Here is a 17,378-nt window from a genome sequence, read left to right as displayed (position 1 = left end):
TGCCTGGCGCATGACCACGCGTCGGCGTCGATAGTCATCATGCCGCGCAGTGATGAAAGCCCCCTGCCCCGGCCCTCAGGCCGCCGCCGACACACCGTCCAGGCGATGGAACAGGCGGTTGAAGTACACCAGGCTGTCGCCCTGCTCGCGCACCGCGGCGCGTTCCAGTTCGACGAACAGCACCGAGTGCGAGCCGACTTCCTTGCACTCGCTGATGCGCCCCTCCAGGGTCACCAGGGCATCGCGCAGCACCGGCACGCCGGCGCAGCCCTCTTCCCACAGGGCCGAGGCGAAGCGTTCCTCCATGGGCACCTGTGTCATGCCGGCGAAGTGCCGGGCCAGTTCCTCCTGTTCGCCACGCAGCACGTTGATGCACAGGTGGCCGTTGGCGCGGAAGGGTTCGTGGCTGGCGCTGCCGCGGTTGATGCACACCAGCACCGTGGGCGGCGAGTCGGTGACCGAGCAGACCGCGCTGGCGGTGATGCCGCAGCGCCCGCCGGGGCCGTCGCTGGTGATGATGTTCACCGCGGCGGGCAGCCGCGCCATGGCGTTGCGGAAGTCGATCTGGGTCTGGCTCAGGTTGTTCATGGCGCGCCCTTGTGGCCGGTTGTCGATGCTTGCCAATCTACGGCCCCGCGGCCAGGCGCGGTATCCAGGCGAATCCCATGGCGGCGGTGGCTGGCCTTTAGTCGACTAGGGGGTTTCTTTATCGCCAGCCCGGCGCCGCCTGGGTATGCTGGCCCCTGGGCGCCTGTGCGCCCGCCCGTGCGTGCCGCAGCGAAGACTGCGAGCCAGACCTAATAAGAAGAACCGTGGCAGTGCCCTGATGGATACCCGCAAACCCGTTGTTTACATCGTCGACGACGACAAGGACCTGCGCACCTCGCTGGCCTGGCTCCTGGAGTCGGTCAGCATCCAGGCGCAGTGCTTCGCCGGCGCCGAGGAATTCCTCGCCCACTACGACGCCAGCAGCCCCGCCTGCCTCGTGCTCGACGTGCGCATGCCGGAAACCAGCGGCTTCCAGCTGCAGGCCATGCTCAACGAGCGCGGCGCGGCGCTGCCGATCATCTTCGTCTCGGCCCACGGCGACATCCCCATGTCGGTGCAGGCGATGAAGAACGGCGCGCTGGATTTCGTCGAGAAGCCCTACAACCCGCAGCAGATGCTGGAGCGCATCCAGGCCGCGCTGAAAGCCGCGGTGCAGGTGCACGCCGGCGCCGAGCAGAAGCGCCAGCTGCAGCAGCGCCTGGACCTGCTCACCGGGCGCGAGCGCGAGGTACTGGGCATGGTGATCGACGGCAAGGCCAGCAAGGTGATCGCCCGCGAGCTGAACATCAGCGTGAAGACGGTGGATGTGCACCGCACCAAGATCAAGGAGAAGATGGGGGTTTCGAGCATTGCGCTGTTGGTGCGGGAGGTGTTGGATCTGGGGGTGCCGTAGGGGAGCTTCGGGGCTTTCCTGTAGGAGCGAGCTTGCTCGCGAACCGTATCTCCCTGGAACAACGGTGCTTTCGGCCTGCCTTGCTCCCTCTCCCTAACCCTCTCCCTGAAGGGAGAGGGGACCGTTGGGCAGGGTTTGATGTTTTGGCGTTAGCCGGCGACCTCGGCGGTTTCCGGCGGAAACCATCAGCTTTCTCGGCACGGACAAGCCCCCTCTCCCTTCAGGGAGAGGGCTGGGGAGAGGGGGCGGAGTCAACCCAAGGCACCAATGCCGCCGGCAGACTCCCGTTCGCGAGCAAGCTCGCTCCTACGAAAAGCAGGTGTCAGAGGTCCAGCACCAACCGCGCCGACCTGGCCCGCGAAACGCAGGCGCAAATCTGCCTGTTCGAAGCCTTCTCCTTGCTCGACAGGCAGTTGTCCCGATGCTCCGGCTCGCCTTCCAGCACTTCCACGATGCAGGTGCCGCAGATGCCTTCGCGGCATTCGGTGTCGATGTCGCAACCGTGGGCCTGGAGCACGTCCACCAGGCTGGCGTCGGCCGGCACTTGCAGTACCACGCCGCTGCTGGCCAGTTCCACTTCGAAGCTGCCGGCCGGGACGGCGTTGGCGGCCGGGTCGGCCTGGAAGTGTTCCAGGTGGATGGCGTCTTCGCTGCGGCTGCGCCTGGCGACGTCCACCACCTTGTTCATGAACGGCGCCGGGCCGCAGGTGTAGACGTGGGCCGCTGCCGGGGCGCGCGCCAGGCTGGCGGCCAGCTCGGCTTCGAGGTCGGCCGGCTCCACGCCGTAGTGGAACTCCACCTTGCCGGCGAACACCGGGCCGGACAGCAGTTCGACGAAGGCCGCGTGCTCCGGCGAGCGGGCGAAATAGTGCAGCACGTAGGGTTCGCCCCGGGCGTTGAGCTTGTAGGCCATGCTCAGCAGCGGCGTCACGCCGATGCCGGCGGCGAACATCACGTGCTCGCGGGCTTCCGCGGCCAGGCGGAACAGGTTGCGCGGGGCGCCCATTTCCAGCTCCATGCCCTCTTCCACCTGCTCGTGCAGGGCCGCGGAGCCGCCGCGGGAGGCGGCTTCCTTCTTCACCGCCACCAGGTAGGCGGCGCGGTCTTCCGGCGGGCTGCACAGGGAGTACTGGCGGGTCACCCCGGTGGGGCCGGTGACGTCGACGTGGGCGCCCGGCTCGTAGGCATCGAACGGCTGGCCGTCGCTGCGCACGAGGCGGAAGGAACGGATGCCCAGGGCTTCGTCGACGATCCTTTCGATTCTTACCTTCATCATTGTTGTTACCTGCAAGGCGTAGTGTATTGATGGGCTCGGCACCCTCTCCCCGGCCCTCGCCTACGCGGCCCGCCCTGAAGGGAGAGGGGATTGTATGGTGTGTGCTGGGAGTCCTGCGTAAACCTCAGCGCATGAACAGGCCGCCGTTGATGTCCCAGCAGGCGCCGGTCACCGAACTGGCGTTGTCGGCGACCAGCAGCAGCACGCTGTCGGCCACGTAGTCCGGGTCGCCCAGGCGGCCCACCGGGATGGTCTTGAGAATCTGTTCCAGGCGCTCCGGGGCCACGGTCTCGCGCACCACCGGCAGGTCCAGCGGGCCCGGGGAGATGCTGTTGACGGTGACGCCGGCCGGCGCCAGTTCGCGGGCGAAAACCTTGGTCAGCGTCGCCACGCCGCCCTTGGCCGCGGCGTAGTGGCCGCCGGTGGCGGTGCCGCCGTTCTGCCCGGCCAGGGAGGCGATGTTGACGATGCGGCCGAAGCCACGGCTGGCGAAGTGCGCGCCGAACACCTGGCAGGCGACGAAGGTGCCGCGCAGGTTCACCGCCAGCGAGGCGTCGAACTCCTCCGGGGTGATGTCCATCAGCGCGGCGACCCTGGACACCCCGGCGTTGTTCACCAGGATGTCGCAGCCTCCCCACCTGGCCTGCAGCAGGTCGCGGGCGCGTTCGAAGTCGGCCTTCTCGCGCACGTCCAGCTCCACCGCCAGCACGCTGGCGCCGCTGGGGTCGAGTTCATCGGCCAGGCGCTGGGCGTCGCCCAGGCGCACGTCGGCCAGGGCCACGCGGTAGCCGGCGCCATGCAGGCGCCGGGCGATGCATTCGCCGAGGCCGCGCGAGGCCCCGGTGACGAGTGCGGTACGGGTCATGGCTGCATCCTCAGAGCAGGAAGCCGATGGCGCCCAGGGCGTCCTGGGCGTTGATCAGGCGCACCACCTTGCGCTCCAGGCGCGGGCCTTCGGCGGCGAAGCGGATGCGGTGCTCCAGGTCGGCGACGAAGGGCGTGTGCACGCCGCGCTTGTAGGCGTAGAGGATCTGCGCCGAATGCACTTCGACCAGATCGCCGGCGGCCTCCACCAGGCGGAAGCGCGACACCGTGCGCACGGTCTTCGCCGAATCCACCGCCGAGGGCGAGAAGCCGGCGCTCAGGCGCTCGATGCGCAGGGCGCGCATGCGCGCGTCGTCGAAGGCGTAGTTGAGGCTGGCGGCGAAGTCGTCGCCCTCGGCGTCGATGGGCACCACGTAGATGCCTTCCTCGCTCCACAGTCCGCTCCACTGCGCGTAGTCCTTGCGGTCGAGCAGCTCGGCCTCGCGCCAGATGAATTCAATGGCCTTGGCCAGCGGGCCGGAGAAGCCGTTCAGGGTGTCGTTGCTCATTGGCTCATCATCCTTTTCCACATTTGGTAGGCCTCGCGCATGCCGCCTTCGTCGGTGGCATGGGAAACCTTGTCGCCGTTCTCGGCCACGACTTCGCGGTTAAGCCCGCGGTTGACCAGGATCGGCGCGTCGGGGCCGGCGTAGGAGCCGCGCTGCACGCGGTCCCAGGCCTCGGCGTCGTCCGGGCTGCCGAAGCCGAACGGGCCCTGGAAGTGCTCGTGGATGCGCAGGCGCTCGCGGTTGGCGATCTCCGGGCCGCCGTCCATGCCCAGGGCGACGTGGCGGATTTCCGTCTCGGTGACCGACACCGGGCGCAACACGCGGAAGAACGACATGGACATGGCCACGTTGGGGAACAGGTTGAGGTTGAAGCCGGCGCCGTGCAGCGAGCGGACGATACGGCGCACCTGTGCAGGCTCCATGGTTTTCGACAGTTCCTCGGTGACGTGGGCGAAGCGCTCCTGCAGCTGCTCGGTGCCGTCGTCGTGGTCGAGGTCGACGTGCTCGGGCACCATCACCATCACGCTGTGGCCGTTGCCCAGGGCGTGGGTCACCGCCTGCGGGTCGGTCATGAACGAGAGCATCTCGCTGGTCTCGTCGTCCACCGAGGACATCCACGACTTGTGCACGATGGGGAAGTGGTAGCCGTCGGTGGTGTTCTCCAGCTGGATCTTCCAGTTGCCCTTGAAGGTGAACTTGTGTTCGCCCTGGACCTTGATCGGGAAGCCGGCGCCCTGCTTCATGAACAGGTCCATCCAGTGCTTCGCCCCGCCGAGGAAGTCTTCCAGCGGCTCGATGTCGGCGTCGTAGCTGGCGAAGATCATGCCGGCGTAGCTTTCCACCCGCAGGCTGGTCAGCGGCAGCTCGGCCTTGTCGAGGATGTCCTCGTAGCCGTCCGGGTACGGCAGCGCGCGCAGCTTGCCGTCCAGGCCGTAGGACCAGCTGTGGTACGGGCAGGTGAAGCCGGTGGCGTTGCCCTTGTGCTTCTCGCAGACGGTGGCGCCGCGGTGGCGGCAGCGGTTTTCCAGGACGTTGACCTGGCCCTTCTTATCGCGCACCACGATGACCGGGCGGCGGCCGATCATCGTGGTCTTGAAGTCGCCGGGGTTGCTCACTTCGCTGTCGTGGGCGACCCACACCCAGGTGCGGTAGAAGATTTTCTCCAGCTCGGCCTCGAACAGCGCCGGGTCGTGGTACAGCGAAACGTCGACGCGGTCGCTCTGGACCAGTTGCTCGGGGCTGCCCGTCTTGGCGATCAGCCGGTACTCGGGGGCGCTCATGGATGTCTCCTCATGCCATTTTCTTGTTCGTCGGCCGCTCGGCGGCCAGTGCCTGTTCCAGCTGCGCGCCGAAGGCGCAGACGCGTTCGTCGTCGCCCTTGCGGCCGACGATCTGCAGGCCGACCTTGAGGCCGCCGTGCTCCAGCTCCACCGGCACGCTCAGCGCCGGGTGGCCGCTGAGGTTGAAGGGGCGGACCAGGGAGGTCAGCGCGGCCACGCTCTTGCCGCTGCGCGCATCGCTGAGCAGCGGCGGCAGGCTGGCCAGGGTCGGCAGCAGCAGGATTTCGTAATCGTCCAGGGCGGAATCGATGGCGCGGGTGAAGCTCGCGCGCACGCCTTCGGCCTCGGCCAGCTGCGCGGCGCCGGTGCGCCCGGCGGCGAGCAGGCGCTGCTCGACGTCGGCACCCAGCAAGCCCTTGCCGGTGAACTGGCCCAGAGCCGCCCAGTTCTCGTGGTTGATGACCACCAGGCCAGCCTCGAAGGCCGCCTCGAACTCGCCCAGGTAGAGGCTCGCCCGGCGCCAGCCGGCGCGGTCGGCGGCGGCGCCCAGGCAGGCCTGGATGTGCGGGTCGGCGGGCACTTCGAGGAAGGCCACGCGGGCGTTGGCGCCGGGCAGGTTCACGGCGCCGAAGCCGGGGCAGAGCACCTGCATGGCGGCGACGAGGTCGGCCATGTTCGCGGCGAACGGGCCGACGCAATCCAGGCTGCTGTGTTCCGGATGTACGCCCACGCGGCTGACGCGGCCGAAGCTCGGCTTGAGCCCGGCCACGCCGCAGCAGGCCGCCGGCACCCGCACCGAGCCACCGGTGTCGGTGCCCAGGGCGATATCGGCCAGGCCCGCGCCAACCGCCGCGGCGGAGCCGCTGGACGAGCCGCCGGGCACGCGCTCCGGCGCCTGCGGGTTGAGCGGCGTGCCGCTCCAGTCGTTGATGCCGGTGACGCCAAAGGCCAGCTCGTGCAGGTTGGTCTTGCCGACGATGCGCCAGCCGGCGTCCAGCACCCGCTGCACCACTTCGGCGTGGTGTTGCACGGGCGCGCTGTCGGCCAATGCGCGGCTGCCGCAGCGCGTCGGATGGCCGGCGATGTCGATGGTGTCCTTGACGGCGACGCGCTTGCCGGCGCCGCCAGGTTCTAATTCAATGACGAATTCGCTGACGAAGATGCTCATGCCTCGCCCTCCGCGAGTGCGCCCAGCGGCATGGCCAGCAGCCGCCGGGTACGGAAATGGGTGATCTGCCAGGCCTCGCCGACGCGGCGGAAGTCCAGGTTCAGGCGGGTGCCGAACAGCTCGCTACGGCCGTCGACGTAGGTCGACAGCTGCTGCATCAGCCACTGGCCGCGCGCGGTGTCGCCGCTCTCCCCGACCTCGATCGACTCGCTGCCGAGGAAGTGCAGGTTGAGCGCGAAATGCTCGGCCGGCGGCAGGTAGCCGGCGACGAACGCCGCCACCGCCGCACGCCCTTCATGGCGGCCGAAGCTCTGCCCGGCGCGGGCGCCCAGGCCTTCCCAAACGGCGTCCTCGGCGAACAGCCCGGCCAGCTCGGCTTGCAGCGCCAGGCTGTCGCGCGGGACGTCGCAGAGGTCCATGTAGCGGGCCATCAGGCGGCGCACCGCGGCCTCGCCTTCAAGGCGCGCCAGGCGTGCTTGCAACTGCTCCAGGGCCTGGCCCATGGCTCAGCTCCGCGCCGCTTCGGGAATGCTCAGCGGGCGGCCGACGCGAGCCTCGATCCGGGCGTACTTCCACAGGCTGTACTGGCCGACCTGCACGGTGCGGAACAGGTTGCAGGCGTCGACCACGGTCTGGTGGCAGTCGACGTCGGCCATGATGTAGACGGTCCAGGGCGCGGTGCTGGAGGCGCCGACCATCAGGCGGTCGTCGTCGAGCACGCCAAGCACGTTCATGCCGGGCAGCGCGCCCAGTTCGCCCAGCATCTGGCTGAAGCCCTTCCAGACGCTGATGCCTTCGCCGGTGGGCAGGTCGAAGAAGTTCTGCGTGATACCGATGCAGAACAGCACGCGCATGGGTTCGGCGGTGGGTCGGGTCATGGTTTGTTGTCCTTGTGGTCGATCAGAGGTAGCCGGGGAACGGCGGCACATCGAGCAGCACGGAACCTGCGCCGTCGTACATGCCGTCGCTGAGGAAGGCGTGCTGGGTCACCACCATGGCGTCGCGCAGGTAGCGCTGCAGCGGGTGGCGCAGGTAGATGGCGGTGGTGCCGGCCAGGGCGTAGGCGCGCTGCACCACCTCGGCGCCGGCGCGGGACACGTGCACGGCGGACAGGCGCAGCAGGCTGACCTGCTCGGGCGTCACGGCATTGCCGGCGAGGATGGATTCCCAGACCTGCCCGGTGGCGTCGTAGAAGAAGCCGCGCGCGGCGTGCAGCTGCGCCTCGGCCTTGCCCAGCTCGATGCGCACGTAGGCGCGGTCGGCCAGTCTGGGCGCGCCGGTCACGCCGCTGCCGGAGGCCATGCGGGCGATCTCGTCGAGGGCGGCGCGGGCCAGGCCGAGGTTGACCACCGCCAGCACCTGGGCGGCGTAGGCGATGGTCGGGTAGCGGTACAGCGGCTCGTCGATGCTGCTCTGGCCGCCGCGGATGAAGGTCCAGGCGTCGGGCACGAAGACCTTGTCCAGGCGCAGGTCGTGGCTGCCGGTGCCCTTCAGGCCGACCACTTCCCAGTTCTCGACGATCTCCACGTCGCGGGCCCGCAGCAGCGCGGTGCGCGGCTTGCCGCCGGGGCCGCCGAGGCCGATGCCGACGCCGAGCACGTCGGCGCCCTTGCAGCCGCTGGCGAACTTCCAGGTGCCGCTGACGCGCCAGCCGCCTTCCACCTGCTCGGCCGGCTGAATGGGGAACAGGCCGCCGGCGAACACCAGGTCCGGGCCCTCGGCGTACAGCTCGGCCAGGGTCTCGCGCGGCAGCGCGGTGAGGTAGGTGCTGGCGCTGCCGAAGCTGGCCACCCAGCCGGCGGAGCCGTCGGCCTCGGCGATGCGCTCGACCAGGCGCAGGAACTCGGCCGGCGGCAGCGCGTCGCCGCCGAAGCAGCGCGGGGTGGCGGAGCGGTAGATGCCGGCCTCGATGAAGCGCTCGATCATGTCGCGCGGCACGTGGGAGCGGACATCGAACTCGTCGCGGCGCTGGCGGACCTCGTCGAGCACCTGCTCGAACAGGCTGGCACGGCTGGCGAGGGGCGAATCTGTGGCGGCGGCTGAACGCGGCATGGGCGTCTCCCTGTGTTCTTGTGGGCCGGCCGTCCGGTGGGAGCCGGCGGCCGTCGATGGGGCCCAGTGTAGGGAGCGTGCCGAGCGGGCCTCTATTGGGGCGTGCCGCCCGCGCGCTAAAGGAATCCCCTAGTGCCCGCCGGGTTGTTTCCTAGCGCCGACGCGCTAGGCTGCGCGCTATAAAAGCCGTGCCCCGCGTCCGGGAACGCGCATCGCCAAGAGTTGCCCGCCATGTTCCAGCCTGCCGAAACCGACTTCCACGCGCTCATCGAGGCCATGCCGCTGTGCATCCTGCTGCACGACGCGCAGACCAAGGAGATCCTCTGGGCCAACAGCGCCGCGCTGCAGGCCCTGGGCTTCAGCCTGGAGGAACTGGTGCCGCTGAAGGCCCCGGACATGACCAACCCGGCGCCCAAGTACCGCCGTTCCATCGGCCTGCGCTGGCTGGAGGGCGCGGCGCGCACCGGGCAGCGTGCCATCGAGTGGTGCTACCGCTCCAAGCAGGGCGTGGACATTCTTTCCGAGGCGACCGCCACCCTGGTCCACCTGGCCGAGCGCGACGTGCTGATGGTGCAGTTCCGCGACATTTCCAAGGAAGACAAGGTCAAGCGCGAGCTGAAGCGCACCGAAAGCCGCCTCAAGGCCTTCATGCAGGACCTGGCCGAAGGCGTGGCGGTGCTCGGCCCCGACGGCGACATCCGCTTCATCAGCGATTCCGCCCTGGCCCTGCTGGGCGCCGCGGACCGCCGCCACCTGGGGCGCAACTTCCTCGACGCCTGCGACGAGAAATCCCGCCAGCGCCTGCTCCAGCACCTCTCGCGCACGCCGCCGAGCCGCGAGCCCTACAGCGTCGGCTACCACCTGCGGCGTTGCGACGGCGACTGGCGCTGGCACCACGCCACCTGCCGCTACATCGAGATCGAGGACGACCTCAAGGGCCACCTGCTGCTGTTCCGCGACGTCAGCGAGCAGGTGCGCGCCGAGGAAGCCCGGCGGCAGAGCGAGCAGAAGCTGGAATACCTGGCGCGCTACAACGCCATGGGCGAGATGGCCGTGGCCATCGCCCACGAGCTGAGCCAGCCGCTGGCGGCCACGCGCAACTTCATCGAGGGCTCGGTGATCCGCCTCGGCCAGCAGGGCGAGGTCGAGCCGAACGTGGCCTGGGGCCTGGACAGCGCGGTGCGGCAGATCGAGCACGCCTCGGAGATCATCAAGAGCGTGCGCGAGTACGTGGTGCGCCTGGAGCAGGCCGAGCAGTGCGTCGACCTCAACGAGCTGCTGGCCGACGCCCGCTACTTCATCGACCTCAAGGGCCAGCCGGCCGGCGTGCGCCTGGAGCTGGCGCCCTGCGCCGAGGCGCTGCCGGTGAGCTGCGAGAAGGTACTGATCGGCCAGGTGATCCTCAACCTGGCCTTCAACGCCATCGAGGAGATGGCCGAGCTGCCCGCCGAGCGCCGCCGGCTGCGCATCCACACCCGCCGCGAGGGCGACAGCGCCCTGCTCTGCGTCGAGGACCGCGGCCGCGGCATCGACGCCGGCGCGCGGGAGCGGCTGTTCGACGGCTTCTTCAGCTCCAAGGTCAGCGGCAACGGCATCGGCCTTGCGCTGTGCCGCAACATCGTCTCGCGCCACCGCGGCGACATCTGGGCGCAGAACGTCGAGCCCCATGGCGCCATGTTCTGCATCGCCCTGCCCTGCGTGAAACCCGCCGACCAACGGTAGGGCGCGCCGCGCAAACCCCGCCGATGCTTGCCCTGGCACGCCGGCACAAGCCCTGTCAGGGATAGACAAGGGCTTGGCACGCAGAACAAGGCAGCAGCGGGCAACGCCGGGCAGACTAGGGCTGCAGTCTTCTGTCCACACCGGTCCGCGGTCCGACCATCCAATAAAATCGAGGGAGCCACCCCCCATGCGAATAACCAGGATCCTTGCTCGTACCACGCTGGCGCTAGGCGTCTCGCTGGCCGCCGTCGGCGGCGCATTCGCCGACCTGCCGCCGGAGACCGTCGGCCAGACGACCCTGCCGTTCCCGCCGGACCCGCACCGCGCCTACGTCGTCGACGTGGAGTTCGACAGCTTCGTGACCGGCCGCGTGACCGTGGTGGACCCGGCGCAGAAGAAGATGCTCGGCATGGTCAGCACCGGCTTCGCCGCGCCCTCGACCCTCAGCCACGACCAGCACACCCTGTACACCGCCGACCTGTACTACTCGCGCGGCACCCGCGGCACCCGCACCGACGTGCTGACCGCCTGGGACACCTCCACCCTGTCGCCGTCCTGGGAAGTGGTGATCCCCAGCAAGCGCTCCGAATCCCTGACCCAGCGCTACGGCCTGGCGGTCAGCGGCGACGACCGCTTCGCCTACGTCTACAACTTCACCCCGTCCACCTCGGTGACCGTGGTCGACACCCAGGCCAAGGCGGTGACCGCCGAGATCGCCATCCCCGGCTGCGTGCTCAACTACCCGGTGGGCAAGCGCGCCTTCGCCTCGCTGTGCGGCGACGGCAGCGTGCAGTTGGTGACCCTCGGCGAGGACGGCAAGGAAACCGCCCGCAGCCGCACGCCGTTCTTCGACCCGAACAAGGAGAAGCTGGTGGAGCGCGCCATCAACAATGGCGAGACCTACTACTTCACCACCACCGAAGGCGTCATCCATGCCATCGACTTTTCCGGCAAGCAGCCCAAGGTACTGCCGAGCTGGTCGCTGGTCACCGACGCCGAGCGCAAGGCCGGCTGGGCCCCGGGCGGCTGGCAGGAACTGGCCCTGGCGCCGAAGCTGAACCGCCTGTACGTGCTGATGCACGACCAGCACGAGCCGATGAAGTGGGAAGACCCGAGCACCGACATCTGGGTCTACGATCTGAAGACGCAGAAGAAGATCGGCACCCTCAGCGCCCCGGCCCCGGTCTGGAGCATGACCGCCACCAGCGACGACGCCCCGCTGCTGTATGGCGCCAACATCGAAGGCGGCCTGGAGATCTTCGACCTGAAGGCCGGCAAGCACACCGGCACCGTGGAAAAGATCGCCAAGACCGCCACCCAGGTCCTGACCCACTGACAGAGGCACGACCATGCAAGCCGATCCCATCTACGTGATCGCCGGCGCCGTCTCGGTGGCGGTGATCCTGGCCAGCGCCGCCAGCCACAAGTGGCGCGCGCCGGGGCGCTTCGCGCGGCAGCTGGAGGATTACCAGCTGCTGCCGCAGGCCCTGCTCAAGCCGGCCGCCCGCGTGTTGCCGCTGGTGGAAGGCGCCGTCGCCTTCGCCCTGCTGGTGCCGGCCAGCCGTTCGCTGGCGGCCCTGGCCGCCGCCGCGCTGCTGGCGCTGTACGCCGCGGCCATCGGCGTCAACCTGTGGCGCGGCCGCCGCGACATCGACTGCGGCTGCGCCGGGCCCGACCAGGCCCAGCCGCTGCGCCCGGTGCTGCTGGCGCGCAACGCCGTGCTCATCGCCCTGGCCCTGCTCGCCAGCCTGCCGCCGCAGGTCCGCGAGCTGGGCCTGTTCGACGGCTTCGTGACGCTGGCCGCCAGCGCCGTCGCCCTGCTCCTCTACGTCTCCGCCGACGGCCTGCTGGCCAACGGCCCCCGTCTGCTCAAACTCATTGGAAGGTGAACCATGGAAGCCATGATCGTTTCCAACATCCTGCTCTGGTGCCTGCTGCTGGCACTGGCATTCGTCGTCATGGGCCTGGTGCGCCAGATCGGCGTGCTGCACGGGCGCATCGCCCCGGCCGGCGCGCTGATGGTCGACAAGGGCGTCGCTGTGAATGAGCCGGCTCCGCAGGTCACCGCCGCCGACCGCCACGGCCGCCCGGTGAACTTCGGCTACGCCGGCGAGAAGGCCCAGCTGCTGTTCTTCCTCTCGCCCACCTGCCCGATCTGCAAGTCGCTGTTGCCGGCGATCAAGTCCATCGCCAAGGAACAGGCGCAGCGCCTGGACGTGGTCTTCGTCAGCGACGGCGAGCCGGCCGCGCAGCAGGCGCTGATCGCCGAGCACAAGCTCGAAGGCGCCACCTACGTGGTCGGCCCGGAAGTGGGCATGACCTATCAGATCGGCAAGCTGCCCTACGCGGCGCTGATCGACCGGAACGGCATCCTCCGCGCCAAGGGCCTGGTCAACTCCCGCGAGCACCTGGACAGCCTGTTCGAGGCCGAGCACCTGGGCAGCGCCACCCTGCAGCAGTACCTGCAGGCCCAGCAGCCTCAGGTTCATAGCCACGAGCCCGGCCACGCGCACTCGCACAGCGCCCACTGAACAATAAAAAGGGATAACCGATGAAATTCCTCGACCAGCTCTTCGAGCGCTCCTCCCGTCGCATCGCCGATACCACTTCGCGGCGCAAGCTGCTCTCGCGCATGGGTTCGCTGCTGGTGGCCGGCGCCGCCCTGCCGGTGCTGCTGCCCATCGACCGCACCGGCAAGGCCCTGGCCGCCGACAAGCCGATGGCCGGCGACCCGGGCGACCCCAACAGCTGCGACTACTGGCGCTACTGCTCCATCGACGGCTTCCTCTGCTCCTGCTGCGGCGGCAGCGTGTCCAGCTGCCCGCCGGGCACCGAGGTGTCGCAGGTGGCCTGGGTGGGCACCTGCCACAACCCGGCCGACGGCAAGAACTACATCATTTCCTATAACGACTGCTGCGGTAAGCACAGCTGCAACCAGTGCGCCTGCACCCGCAACGACAGCGAGGAACCGGCCTACCGTCCGTTCAACAACAACGACGTGAACTGGTGCCTGGCGGCCAAGTCGCACATCTACCACTGCACCGTCTCGGTCATCCGCGGCGTCGCGGTATAAGGCAGATGAAGCGCTCGCTGCCGACCCTCGCGCTGCTGTGCCTGCTGGCCGCCTCGGCGGCCCAGGCCCGCAGCATCCCCGACCCGCACCAGAAACACGCGCCGGGCAACGAGGCGCCGCAGACGCCGATCGCCGAGGCCGGCTACAGCAACGCCACCAACTACCAGTTGCAGTGCGCGGGCTGCCACCTGTCCGACGGCGCCGGCTCCAAGGCCAACGACGTGCCGAGGATGCTCGGCTTCGTCGGCAACTTCCTCAAGGTGGAGGGCGGCCGCCAGTTCCTGGTGCGGGTGCCGGGCATGTCGATGTCGGCGCTCAACGATGCGCAGCTGGCGGACATGCTCAACTGGCTGCTGCGCAAGGACGGCATGGCCGGCAACAGCATGCCGGCCAGCTACCAGCCGTACAGCGCGGAGGAAGTGGCGGGGATTCGCCACGAAACCATGCTCAACCTGCCGGGAACCCGCGCCCAGCTGATCGCCCAGATGCGCAAGCAGGGCATCGCCATCGAGGATGGCATGGGCGACTGAAAGACTCCTTTGGTTCCGCTTCGGCCCGCCTTACGGCGGGCTTTTTTTTGGTTGGCTTTTCGCGAACGGTGCTTGCTGGTTGCTTCGGCGCCGATTTCAGCTCCTTTCCCTCTCCCTAACCCTCTCCCTGAAGGGAGAGGGGACCGTTCGGCGCGGTCTGGTTTTCCCGAGTCAGCCGGCAACGCCGCAGGTTTCCGGCTGAAACCATTCCTTCTCTCGGCACGGTCTGGCCCCCTCTCCCTTCAGGGAGAGGGCTGGGGAGAGGGTGCGGAGTCAACCGGAAATACCATGATCGCCGGCGAGCACGGTTCGCGAGCAAGCTCGCTCCTACAAAAAAACCAAGCCCCCTGCTCTACCGCAAGCCTTTACGCGCCAAGCGTGAAACCTCCCCCAACGGCGTGCGACAATGCCTACATTTTGCGGAACCCATGCTGCTGGAGAACCTATGCAGATCCTCGATAATCGGAACGACCTCGCGGGCTACCTCGGCCAACAGCGCGACAAGAAGATCACGGTCGTCACCGCCTTCGCCGCCGGCACCGAACCCCTGGTGGAAAGCCTGCGCGCCAACGGCAACCGTCTGGACATAGTGGTCGGGACCATCAACTCCTTCACCTCGCCGGACTTCATCGAGTACTGCATCGGCGAAGGCGGCGACGACCTGGCCCTGTCCGTCGACTTCCGCTACCAGAAGAGCATCCACTGGAAGCTCTACCTGATCGAGCCGGACGTGGTCATCCTCGGCAGCGCCAACTTCACCGAACTGGGCGTCGGCCTGTCCCGCGACAACGCCGTGGTCATCCAGGACGCCGCGCTCTACCAGCAGCACCTGGCCCGCGTCGAACAGCTGAAGGCCACCGAAGGCGTGCTGCCCAGCACCCAGACCGAGGCCTTCGACGAGGCGCTGGAAACCTACCGCTGGAACCACCGCCGCATGCAGGCGGGCCTGGCGCGCACCGCGCAGTACCTGGACGGCGAGAGCTGGCTGGGCGAGGAGTCCAATCAGAGCATCCCGCTGTTCATCTGGTACAGCGACCACTCCGAGGACTCCGAGACCACCGCCGAGGGCTTCCTGCGCGCCAGTAGCGGCGTGGACTGGGACGACGTGCGCGAGTTCTTCACCTACGAATGCGCCGAGGGCGCCCTGCCCTACGAGGAAGGCGACGTGGTGCTGACCGCGCGCTGCAACGGCTCGCACATCGGCTTCTACACCTTCGACCGCATCCTCTACCGCGACGGCACCTACTACATTTATTCCTACCGCAAGAAGCGCTACCCGGCGCCATTCAACCTGGACGACACCAAGGAAGGCCTGAAGGACGTCATCCCGCGCTGGTACGAGGAAGGCCGCACCGAGATGAACCGGGCGGACATCCTGCGCTTCATGATCTGAAGCCCCTCCCGGCAGCTTGCGAAAACGCCGCGAACGGTTCCCCGTCGCGGCGTTTTTCATTTGCGCGCCCGCATTCCGTGAAGCCGGGCGTAGGCGGCACCATCTTGAGGCCGCGGCGCCCGACTTCCGTGCACTTCTTCCCTCTGGCCACCTGGCTCCATGGCCGACGCAATGGCCATGCCCTCGCGCCACGCGGGCCGTGCCGACCAGCGACACCCTTGTATCCAAAATTCCTGACGACCTGGCCAGATTCTTGCTTCGCTCCGGACGGCGTGCAGGCGGTCGCTTGCGCATTTCTCGGAAGATTATTTTCTCTTTCGAATCAGATAGTTCAGATTGTCGAACGAGATTTTGTATACAAGGCAGTAGCCAAACAGGAACAACCGTGTTTACAGTGCTCGGCACAACAAAAACAAGCGAGTCCTCCAGCCATGAATGACCGTTCAGCTGTAGCGTCTTCCAGCACTCGCCCGGAAGACGAGAACCTCGGTGTCGGCGCCAACCTGGCGTACGGCCTGCAACACGTTCTGACCATGTATGGCGGCATCGTCGCCGTGCCGCTGATCCTCGGCCAGGCCGCCGGCCTGTCGCCCGCCGAGATCGGCACCCTGATCGCCGCGTCGCTGTTCGCCGGCGGCCTTGCCACGCTGCTGCAGACCCTCGGCCTGCCCTTCTTCGGCAGCCAGCTGCCGCTGGTGCAGGGCGTGTCCTTCGCCGGGGTGGCGACCATGCTCGCCATCCTCACCACCGGCTACGAGGGCGGCGGCATCCCCGCGGTGCTGGGGGCGGTAATGGCGGCCTCGGCCATCGGCCTGCTGATCACCCCGGTGTTCTCGCGCATCACCAAGTTCTTCCCGCCGCTGGTCACCGGCGTGGTCATCACCACCATCGGCCTGACGCTGATGCCGGTGGCCGCGCGCTGGGCCATGGGCGGCAACCCCAAGGCGGCGGAATTCGGCAGCACGGCGAACATCGGCCTGGCCGCGGTGACCCTGGTCATCGTGCTGTTGCTGAGCAAGCTGGGCAGCGCCGCTATCTCGCGCCTGTCGATCCTGCTGGCCATGGTGATCGGCACCGGCATCGCCTACGCCCTGGGCATGACCGACTTCTCCAAGGTCGCCGAAGGCCCGATGCTGGCCATGCCGGAGATCTTCCACTTCGGCATGCCGACCTTCCACCTGGCGGCGATCATCTCCATGAGCATCGTGATCCTGGTGACCCTGGTGGAAACCTCGGCGGACATCCTCGCCGTGGGCGAGATCATCGGCACCAAGGTGGACTCCAAGCGCCTGGGCAACGGCCTGCGCGCCGACATGCTGTCGAGCATCCTGGCGCCGATCTTCGGTTCCTTCACCCAGAGCGCCTTCGCCCAGAACGTCGGCCTGGTGGCGGTGACCGGCGTGAAGAGCCGCTACGTGGTGGCCACCGGCGGGCTGATCCTGGTGACCCTCGGCCTGCTGCCGGTGGTCGGCCGGGTGGTGGCCGCGGTGCCCCCGGCGGTGCTCGGCGGCGCCGGCCTGGTGCTGTTCGGCACCGTGGCGGCCAGCGGCATCCGCACCCTGTCGAAGGTGGACTACCACAACAACATGAACCTGGTGATAGTCGCCACCGCCCTGGGCTTCGGCATGCTGCCGATCGCGGCGCCGAACTTCTACCACAACTTCCCCGGCTGGGTGGAAACCATCTTCCACTCCGGCATCAGCTCCTCGGCCATCATGGCCATCGCCCTGAACCTGCTGTTCAACCACTTCAAGACCGGCAACTCGGACCAGCAGTCGGTGTTCGTCGCCGCCGAGGAGCGCACCCTGCGCTACCGCGACATCGCCGCGCTGAACGAGGGCGACTACTTCCTCAACGGCAGGCTGCACGACAAGGATGGCAACGAAGTGCCGGTGATCGACGAGGAGCACGAACAGGCCGAACATGCGCCGCCAAGGACGGTGAAGGCTGCGGCGCATTGATGACGAAGAGCGCCCTCTCCCCAACCCTCTCCCGCAAGCGGGAGAGGGGGCTGTCCTGAGGGGCCGGGGAGTTCAGAGTCATCCTGATCCCTAACAGCACCGTAGGGCG

General features: G+C 68.3%; 18 protein-coding genes. 9 read left to right on the top strand and 9 right to left on the bottom strand.

What is annotated here, in order from left to right; genetic code table 11:
* Window positions 1-75: 75 nt before the first annotated feature.
* Window positions 76-588: a 4-hydroxyphenylacetate 3-monooxygenase, reductase component gene (hpaC, locus tag PcP3B5_RS14745; RefSeq protein ID WP_058489552.1), complete on the bottom strand. Its 513-nt coding sequence runs from the start codon at window positions 586-588 to the stop codon at window positions 76-78.
* 238 nt (window positions 589-826) lie between these two features.
* Here hpaC and PcP3B5_RS14740 point away from each other — a divergent pair, with 238 nt between their 5' ends.
* Window positions 827-1,441, top strand: a complete 615-nt coding sequence (locus PcP3B5_RS14740) for a response regulator transcription factor (protein ID WP_043272672.1) — start codon at window positions 827-829, stop codon at window positions 1,439-1,441.
* A gap of 322 nt (window positions 1,442-1,763) precedes the next feature.
* Here PcP3B5_RS14740 and PcP3B5_RS14735 read toward each other — a convergent pair whose 3' ends face one another.
* The 8 genes from PcP3B5_RS14735 to PcP3B5_RS14700 form a co-directional block, all read right to left on the bottom strand.
* Window positions 1,764-2,717: a PDR/VanB family oxidoreductase gene (locus PcP3B5_RS14735; protein WP_061561691.1), complete on the bottom strand. Its 954-nt coding sequence runs from the start codon at window positions 2,715-2,717 to the stop codon at window positions 1,764-1,766.
* Between the two features lie 124 nt (window positions 2,718-2,841).
* On the bottom strand, window positions 2,842-3,582 hold the full coding sequence (locus tag PcP3B5_RS14730; RefSeq protein ID WP_061561690.1) for an SDR family NAD(P)-dependent oxidoreductase: 741 nt from the start codon (window positions 3,580-3,582) through the stop codon (window positions 2,842-2,844).
* Between the two features lie 10 nt (window positions 3,583-3,592).
* Window positions 3,593-4,090, bottom strand: a complete 498-nt coding sequence (locus PcP3B5_RS14725; RefSeq protein WP_043272669.1) for an aromatic-ring-hydroxylating dioxygenase subunit beta — start codon at window positions 4,088-4,090, stop codon at window positions 3,593-3,595.
* Window positions 4,087-5,370: an aromatic ring-hydroxylating oxygenase subunit alpha gene (locus PcP3B5_RS14720; protein ID WP_061561689.1), complete on the bottom strand. Its 1,284-nt coding sequence runs from the start codon at window positions 5,368-5,370 to the stop codon at window positions 4,087-4,089. Before PcP3B5_RS14720 ends, PcP3B5_RS14725 begins: the two co-directional genes overlap by 4 nt.
* A gap of 10 nt (window positions 5,371-5,380) precedes the next feature.
* The gene (locus tag PcP3B5_RS14715) at window positions 5,381-6,538 is read right to left on the bottom strand and encodes an amidase (protein ID WP_061561688.1); all 1,158 of its coding nucleotides are present in this window, start codon (window positions 6,536-6,538) and stop codon (window positions 5,381-5,383) included.
* Window positions 6,535-7,041: a nuclear transport factor 2 family protein gene (locus PcP3B5_RS14710; RefSeq protein ID WP_061561687.1), complete on the bottom strand. Its 507-nt coding sequence runs from the start codon at window positions 7,039-7,041 to the stop codon at window positions 6,535-6,537. The genes PcP3B5_RS14715 and PcP3B5_RS14710 overlap by 4 nt, the downstream gene beginning before the upstream one ends.
* 3 nt (window positions 7,042-7,044) lie before the next feature.
* Entirely contained in the window at window positions 7,045-7,416 is a 372-nt protein-coding gene (locus PcP3B5_RS14705) for a hypothetical protein (RefSeq protein ID WP_058072463.1), read from the bottom strand.
* A 22-nt stretch (window positions 7,417-7,438) separates the two neighbouring features.
* Window positions 7,439-8,590: an acyl-CoA dehydrogenase family protein gene (locus PcP3B5_RS14700; protein WP_061561686.1), complete on the bottom strand. Its 1,152-nt coding sequence runs from the start codon at window positions 8,588-8,590 to the stop codon at window positions 7,439-7,441.
* Between the two features lie 231 nt (window positions 8,591-8,821).
* On the opposite strand from PcP3B5_RS14700, the gene PcP3B5_RS14695 reads away from it, so the two are divergent.
* The 8 genes from PcP3B5_RS14695 (at window position 8,822) to PcP3B5_RS14660 (ending at window position 17,269) form a co-directional block, all read left to right on the top strand.
* On the top strand, window positions 8,822-10,312 hold the full coding sequence (locus PcP3B5_RS14695) for a sensor histidine kinase (RefSeq protein ID WP_061561685.1): 1,491 nt from the start codon (window positions 8,822-8,824) through the stop codon (window positions 10,310-10,312).
* Window positions 10,313-10,499: 187 nt separating this feature from the next.
* Entirely contained in the window at window positions 10,500-11,648 is a 1,149-nt protein-coding gene (locus PcP3B5_RS14690) for an amine dehydrogenase large subunit (RefSeq protein ID WP_061561684.1), read from the top strand.
* A gap of 13 nt (window positions 11,649-11,661) precedes the next feature.
* On the top strand, window positions 11,662-12,201 hold the full coding sequence (locus PcP3B5_RS14685) for a MauE/DoxX family redox-associated membrane protein (protein WP_061561683.1): 540 nt from the start codon (window positions 11,662-11,664) through the stop codon (window positions 12,199-12,201).
* A 3-nt stretch (window positions 12,202-12,204) separates the two neighbouring features.
* The gene (gene mauD, locus PcP3B5_RS14680) at window positions 12,205-12,843 is read left to right on the top strand and encodes a methylamine dehydrogenase accessory protein MauD (protein WP_009622217.1); all 639 of its coding nucleotides are present in this window, start codon (window positions 12,205-12,207) and stop codon (window positions 12,841-12,843) included.
* A gap of 20 nt (window positions 12,844-12,863) precedes the next feature.
* Complete coding sequence (locus PcP3B5_RS14675; protein WP_009622218.1) at window positions 12,864-13,385, top strand: methylamine dehydrogenase light chain; 522 nt, start codon at window positions 12,864-12,866, stop codon at window positions 13,383-13,385.
* A gap of 5 nt (window positions 13,386-13,390) precedes the next feature.
* A complete protein-coding gene (locus PcP3B5_RS14670) occupies window positions 13,391-13,915 on the top strand; it encodes a cytochrome c family protein (RefSeq protein WP_058072469.1) in 525 nt (174 codons plus the stop codon).
* Between the two features lie 445 nt (window positions 13,916-14,360).
* Complete coding sequence (locus tag PcP3B5_RS14665) at window positions 14,361-15,308, top strand: phospholipase D family protein (protein WP_043272659.1); 948 nt, start codon at window positions 14,361-14,363, stop codon at window positions 15,306-15,308.
* A 431-nt stretch (window positions 15,309-15,739) separates the two neighbouring features.
* Complete coding sequence (locus tag PcP3B5_RS14660) at window positions 15,740-17,269, top strand: nucleobase:cation symporter-2 family protein (protein WP_058489540.1); 1,530 nt, start codon at window positions 15,740-15,742, stop codon at window positions 17,267-17,269.
* The last annotated feature ends 109 nt before the right edge of the window (window positions 17,270-17,378 follow it).

The sequence above is a fragment of the Pseudomonas citronellolis genome (genome assembly GCF_001586155.1).
In the GTDB taxonomy this organism is placed as follows: domain Bacteria; phylum Pseudomonadota; class Gammaproteobacteria; order Pseudomonadales; family Pseudomonadaceae; genus Pseudomonas; species Pseudomonas citronellolis.
This window is presented reverse-complemented; position numbering and strand designations above follow the sequence as displayed.

Bases quoted from the DNA above. Each gene is read 5' to 3' on its own strand.
- PcP3B5_RS14690 (WP_061561684.1), top strand. From the start codon at position 10,500: ATGCGAATAACCAGGATCCTTGCTCGTACCACGCTGGCGCTAGGCGTC.
- PcP3B5_RS14660 (WP_058489540.1), top strand. From the start codon at position 15,740: ATGAATGACCGTTCAGCTGTAGCGTCTTCCAGCACTCGCCCGGAAGAC.
- mauD (WP_009622217.1), top strand. From the start codon at position 12,205: ATGGAAGCCATGATCGTTTCCAACATCCTGCTCTGGTGCCTGCTGCTG.
- PcP3B5_RS14705 (WP_058072463.1), bottom strand. From the start codon at position 7,416: ATGACCCGACCCACCGCCGAACCCATGCGCGTGCTGTTCTGCATCGGT.
- PcP3B5_RS14740 (WP_043272672.1), top strand. From the start codon at position 827: ATGGATACCCGCAAACCCGTTGTTTACATCGTCGACGACGACAAGGAC.
- PcP3B5_RS14725 (WP_043272669.1), bottom strand. From the start codon at position 4,090: ATGAGCAACGACACCCTGAACGGCTTCTCCGGCCCGCTGGCCAAGGCC.
- PcP3B5_RS14695 (WP_061561685.1), top strand. From the start codon at position 8,822: ATGTTCCAGCCTGCCGAAACCGACTTCCACGCGCTCATCGAGGCCATG.
- hpaC (WP_058489552.1), bottom strand. From the start codon at position 588: ATGAACAACCTGAGCCAGACCCAGATCGACTTCCGCAACGCCATGGCG.
- PcP3B5_RS14715 (WP_061561688.1), bottom strand. From the start codon at position 6,538: ATGAGCATCTTCGTCAGCGAATTCGTCATTGAATTAGAACCTGGCGGC.
- PcP3B5_RS14685 (WP_061561683.1), top strand. From the start codon at position 11,662: ATGCAAGCCGATCCCATCTACGTGATCGCCGGCGCCGTCTCGGTGGCG.
- PcP3B5_RS14665 (WP_043272659.1), top strand. From the start codon at position 14,361: ATGCAGATCCTCGATAATCGGAACGACCTCGCGGGCTACCTCGGCCAA.
- PcP3B5_RS14675 (WP_009622218.1), top strand. From the start codon at position 12,864: ATGAAATTCCTCGACCAGCTCTTCGAGCGCTCCTCCCGTCGCATCGCC.
- PcP3B5_RS14670 (WP_058072469.1), top strand. From the start codon at position 13,391: ATGAAGCGCTCGCTGCCGACCCTCGCGCTGCTGTGCCTGCTGGCCGCC.
- PcP3B5_RS14700 (WP_061561686.1), bottom strand. From the start codon at position 8,590: ATGCCGCGTTCAGCCGCCGCCACAGATTCGCCCCTCGCCAGCCGTGCC.
- PcP3B5_RS14720 (WP_061561689.1), bottom strand. From the start codon at position 5,370: ATGAGCGCCCCCGAGTACCGGCTGATCGCCAAGACGGGCAGCCCCGAG.
- PcP3B5_RS14735 (WP_061561691.1), bottom strand. From the start codon at position 2,717: ATGATGAAGGTAAGAATCGAAAGGATCGTCGACGAAGCCCTGGGCATC.
- PcP3B5_RS14710 (WP_061561687.1), bottom strand. From the start codon at position 7,041: ATGGGCCAGGCCCTGGAGCAGTTGCAAGCACGCCTGGCGCGCCTTGAA.
- PcP3B5_RS14730 (WP_061561690.1), bottom strand. From the start codon at position 3,582: ATGACCCGTACCGCACTCGTCACCGGGGCCTCGCGCGGCCTCGGCGAA.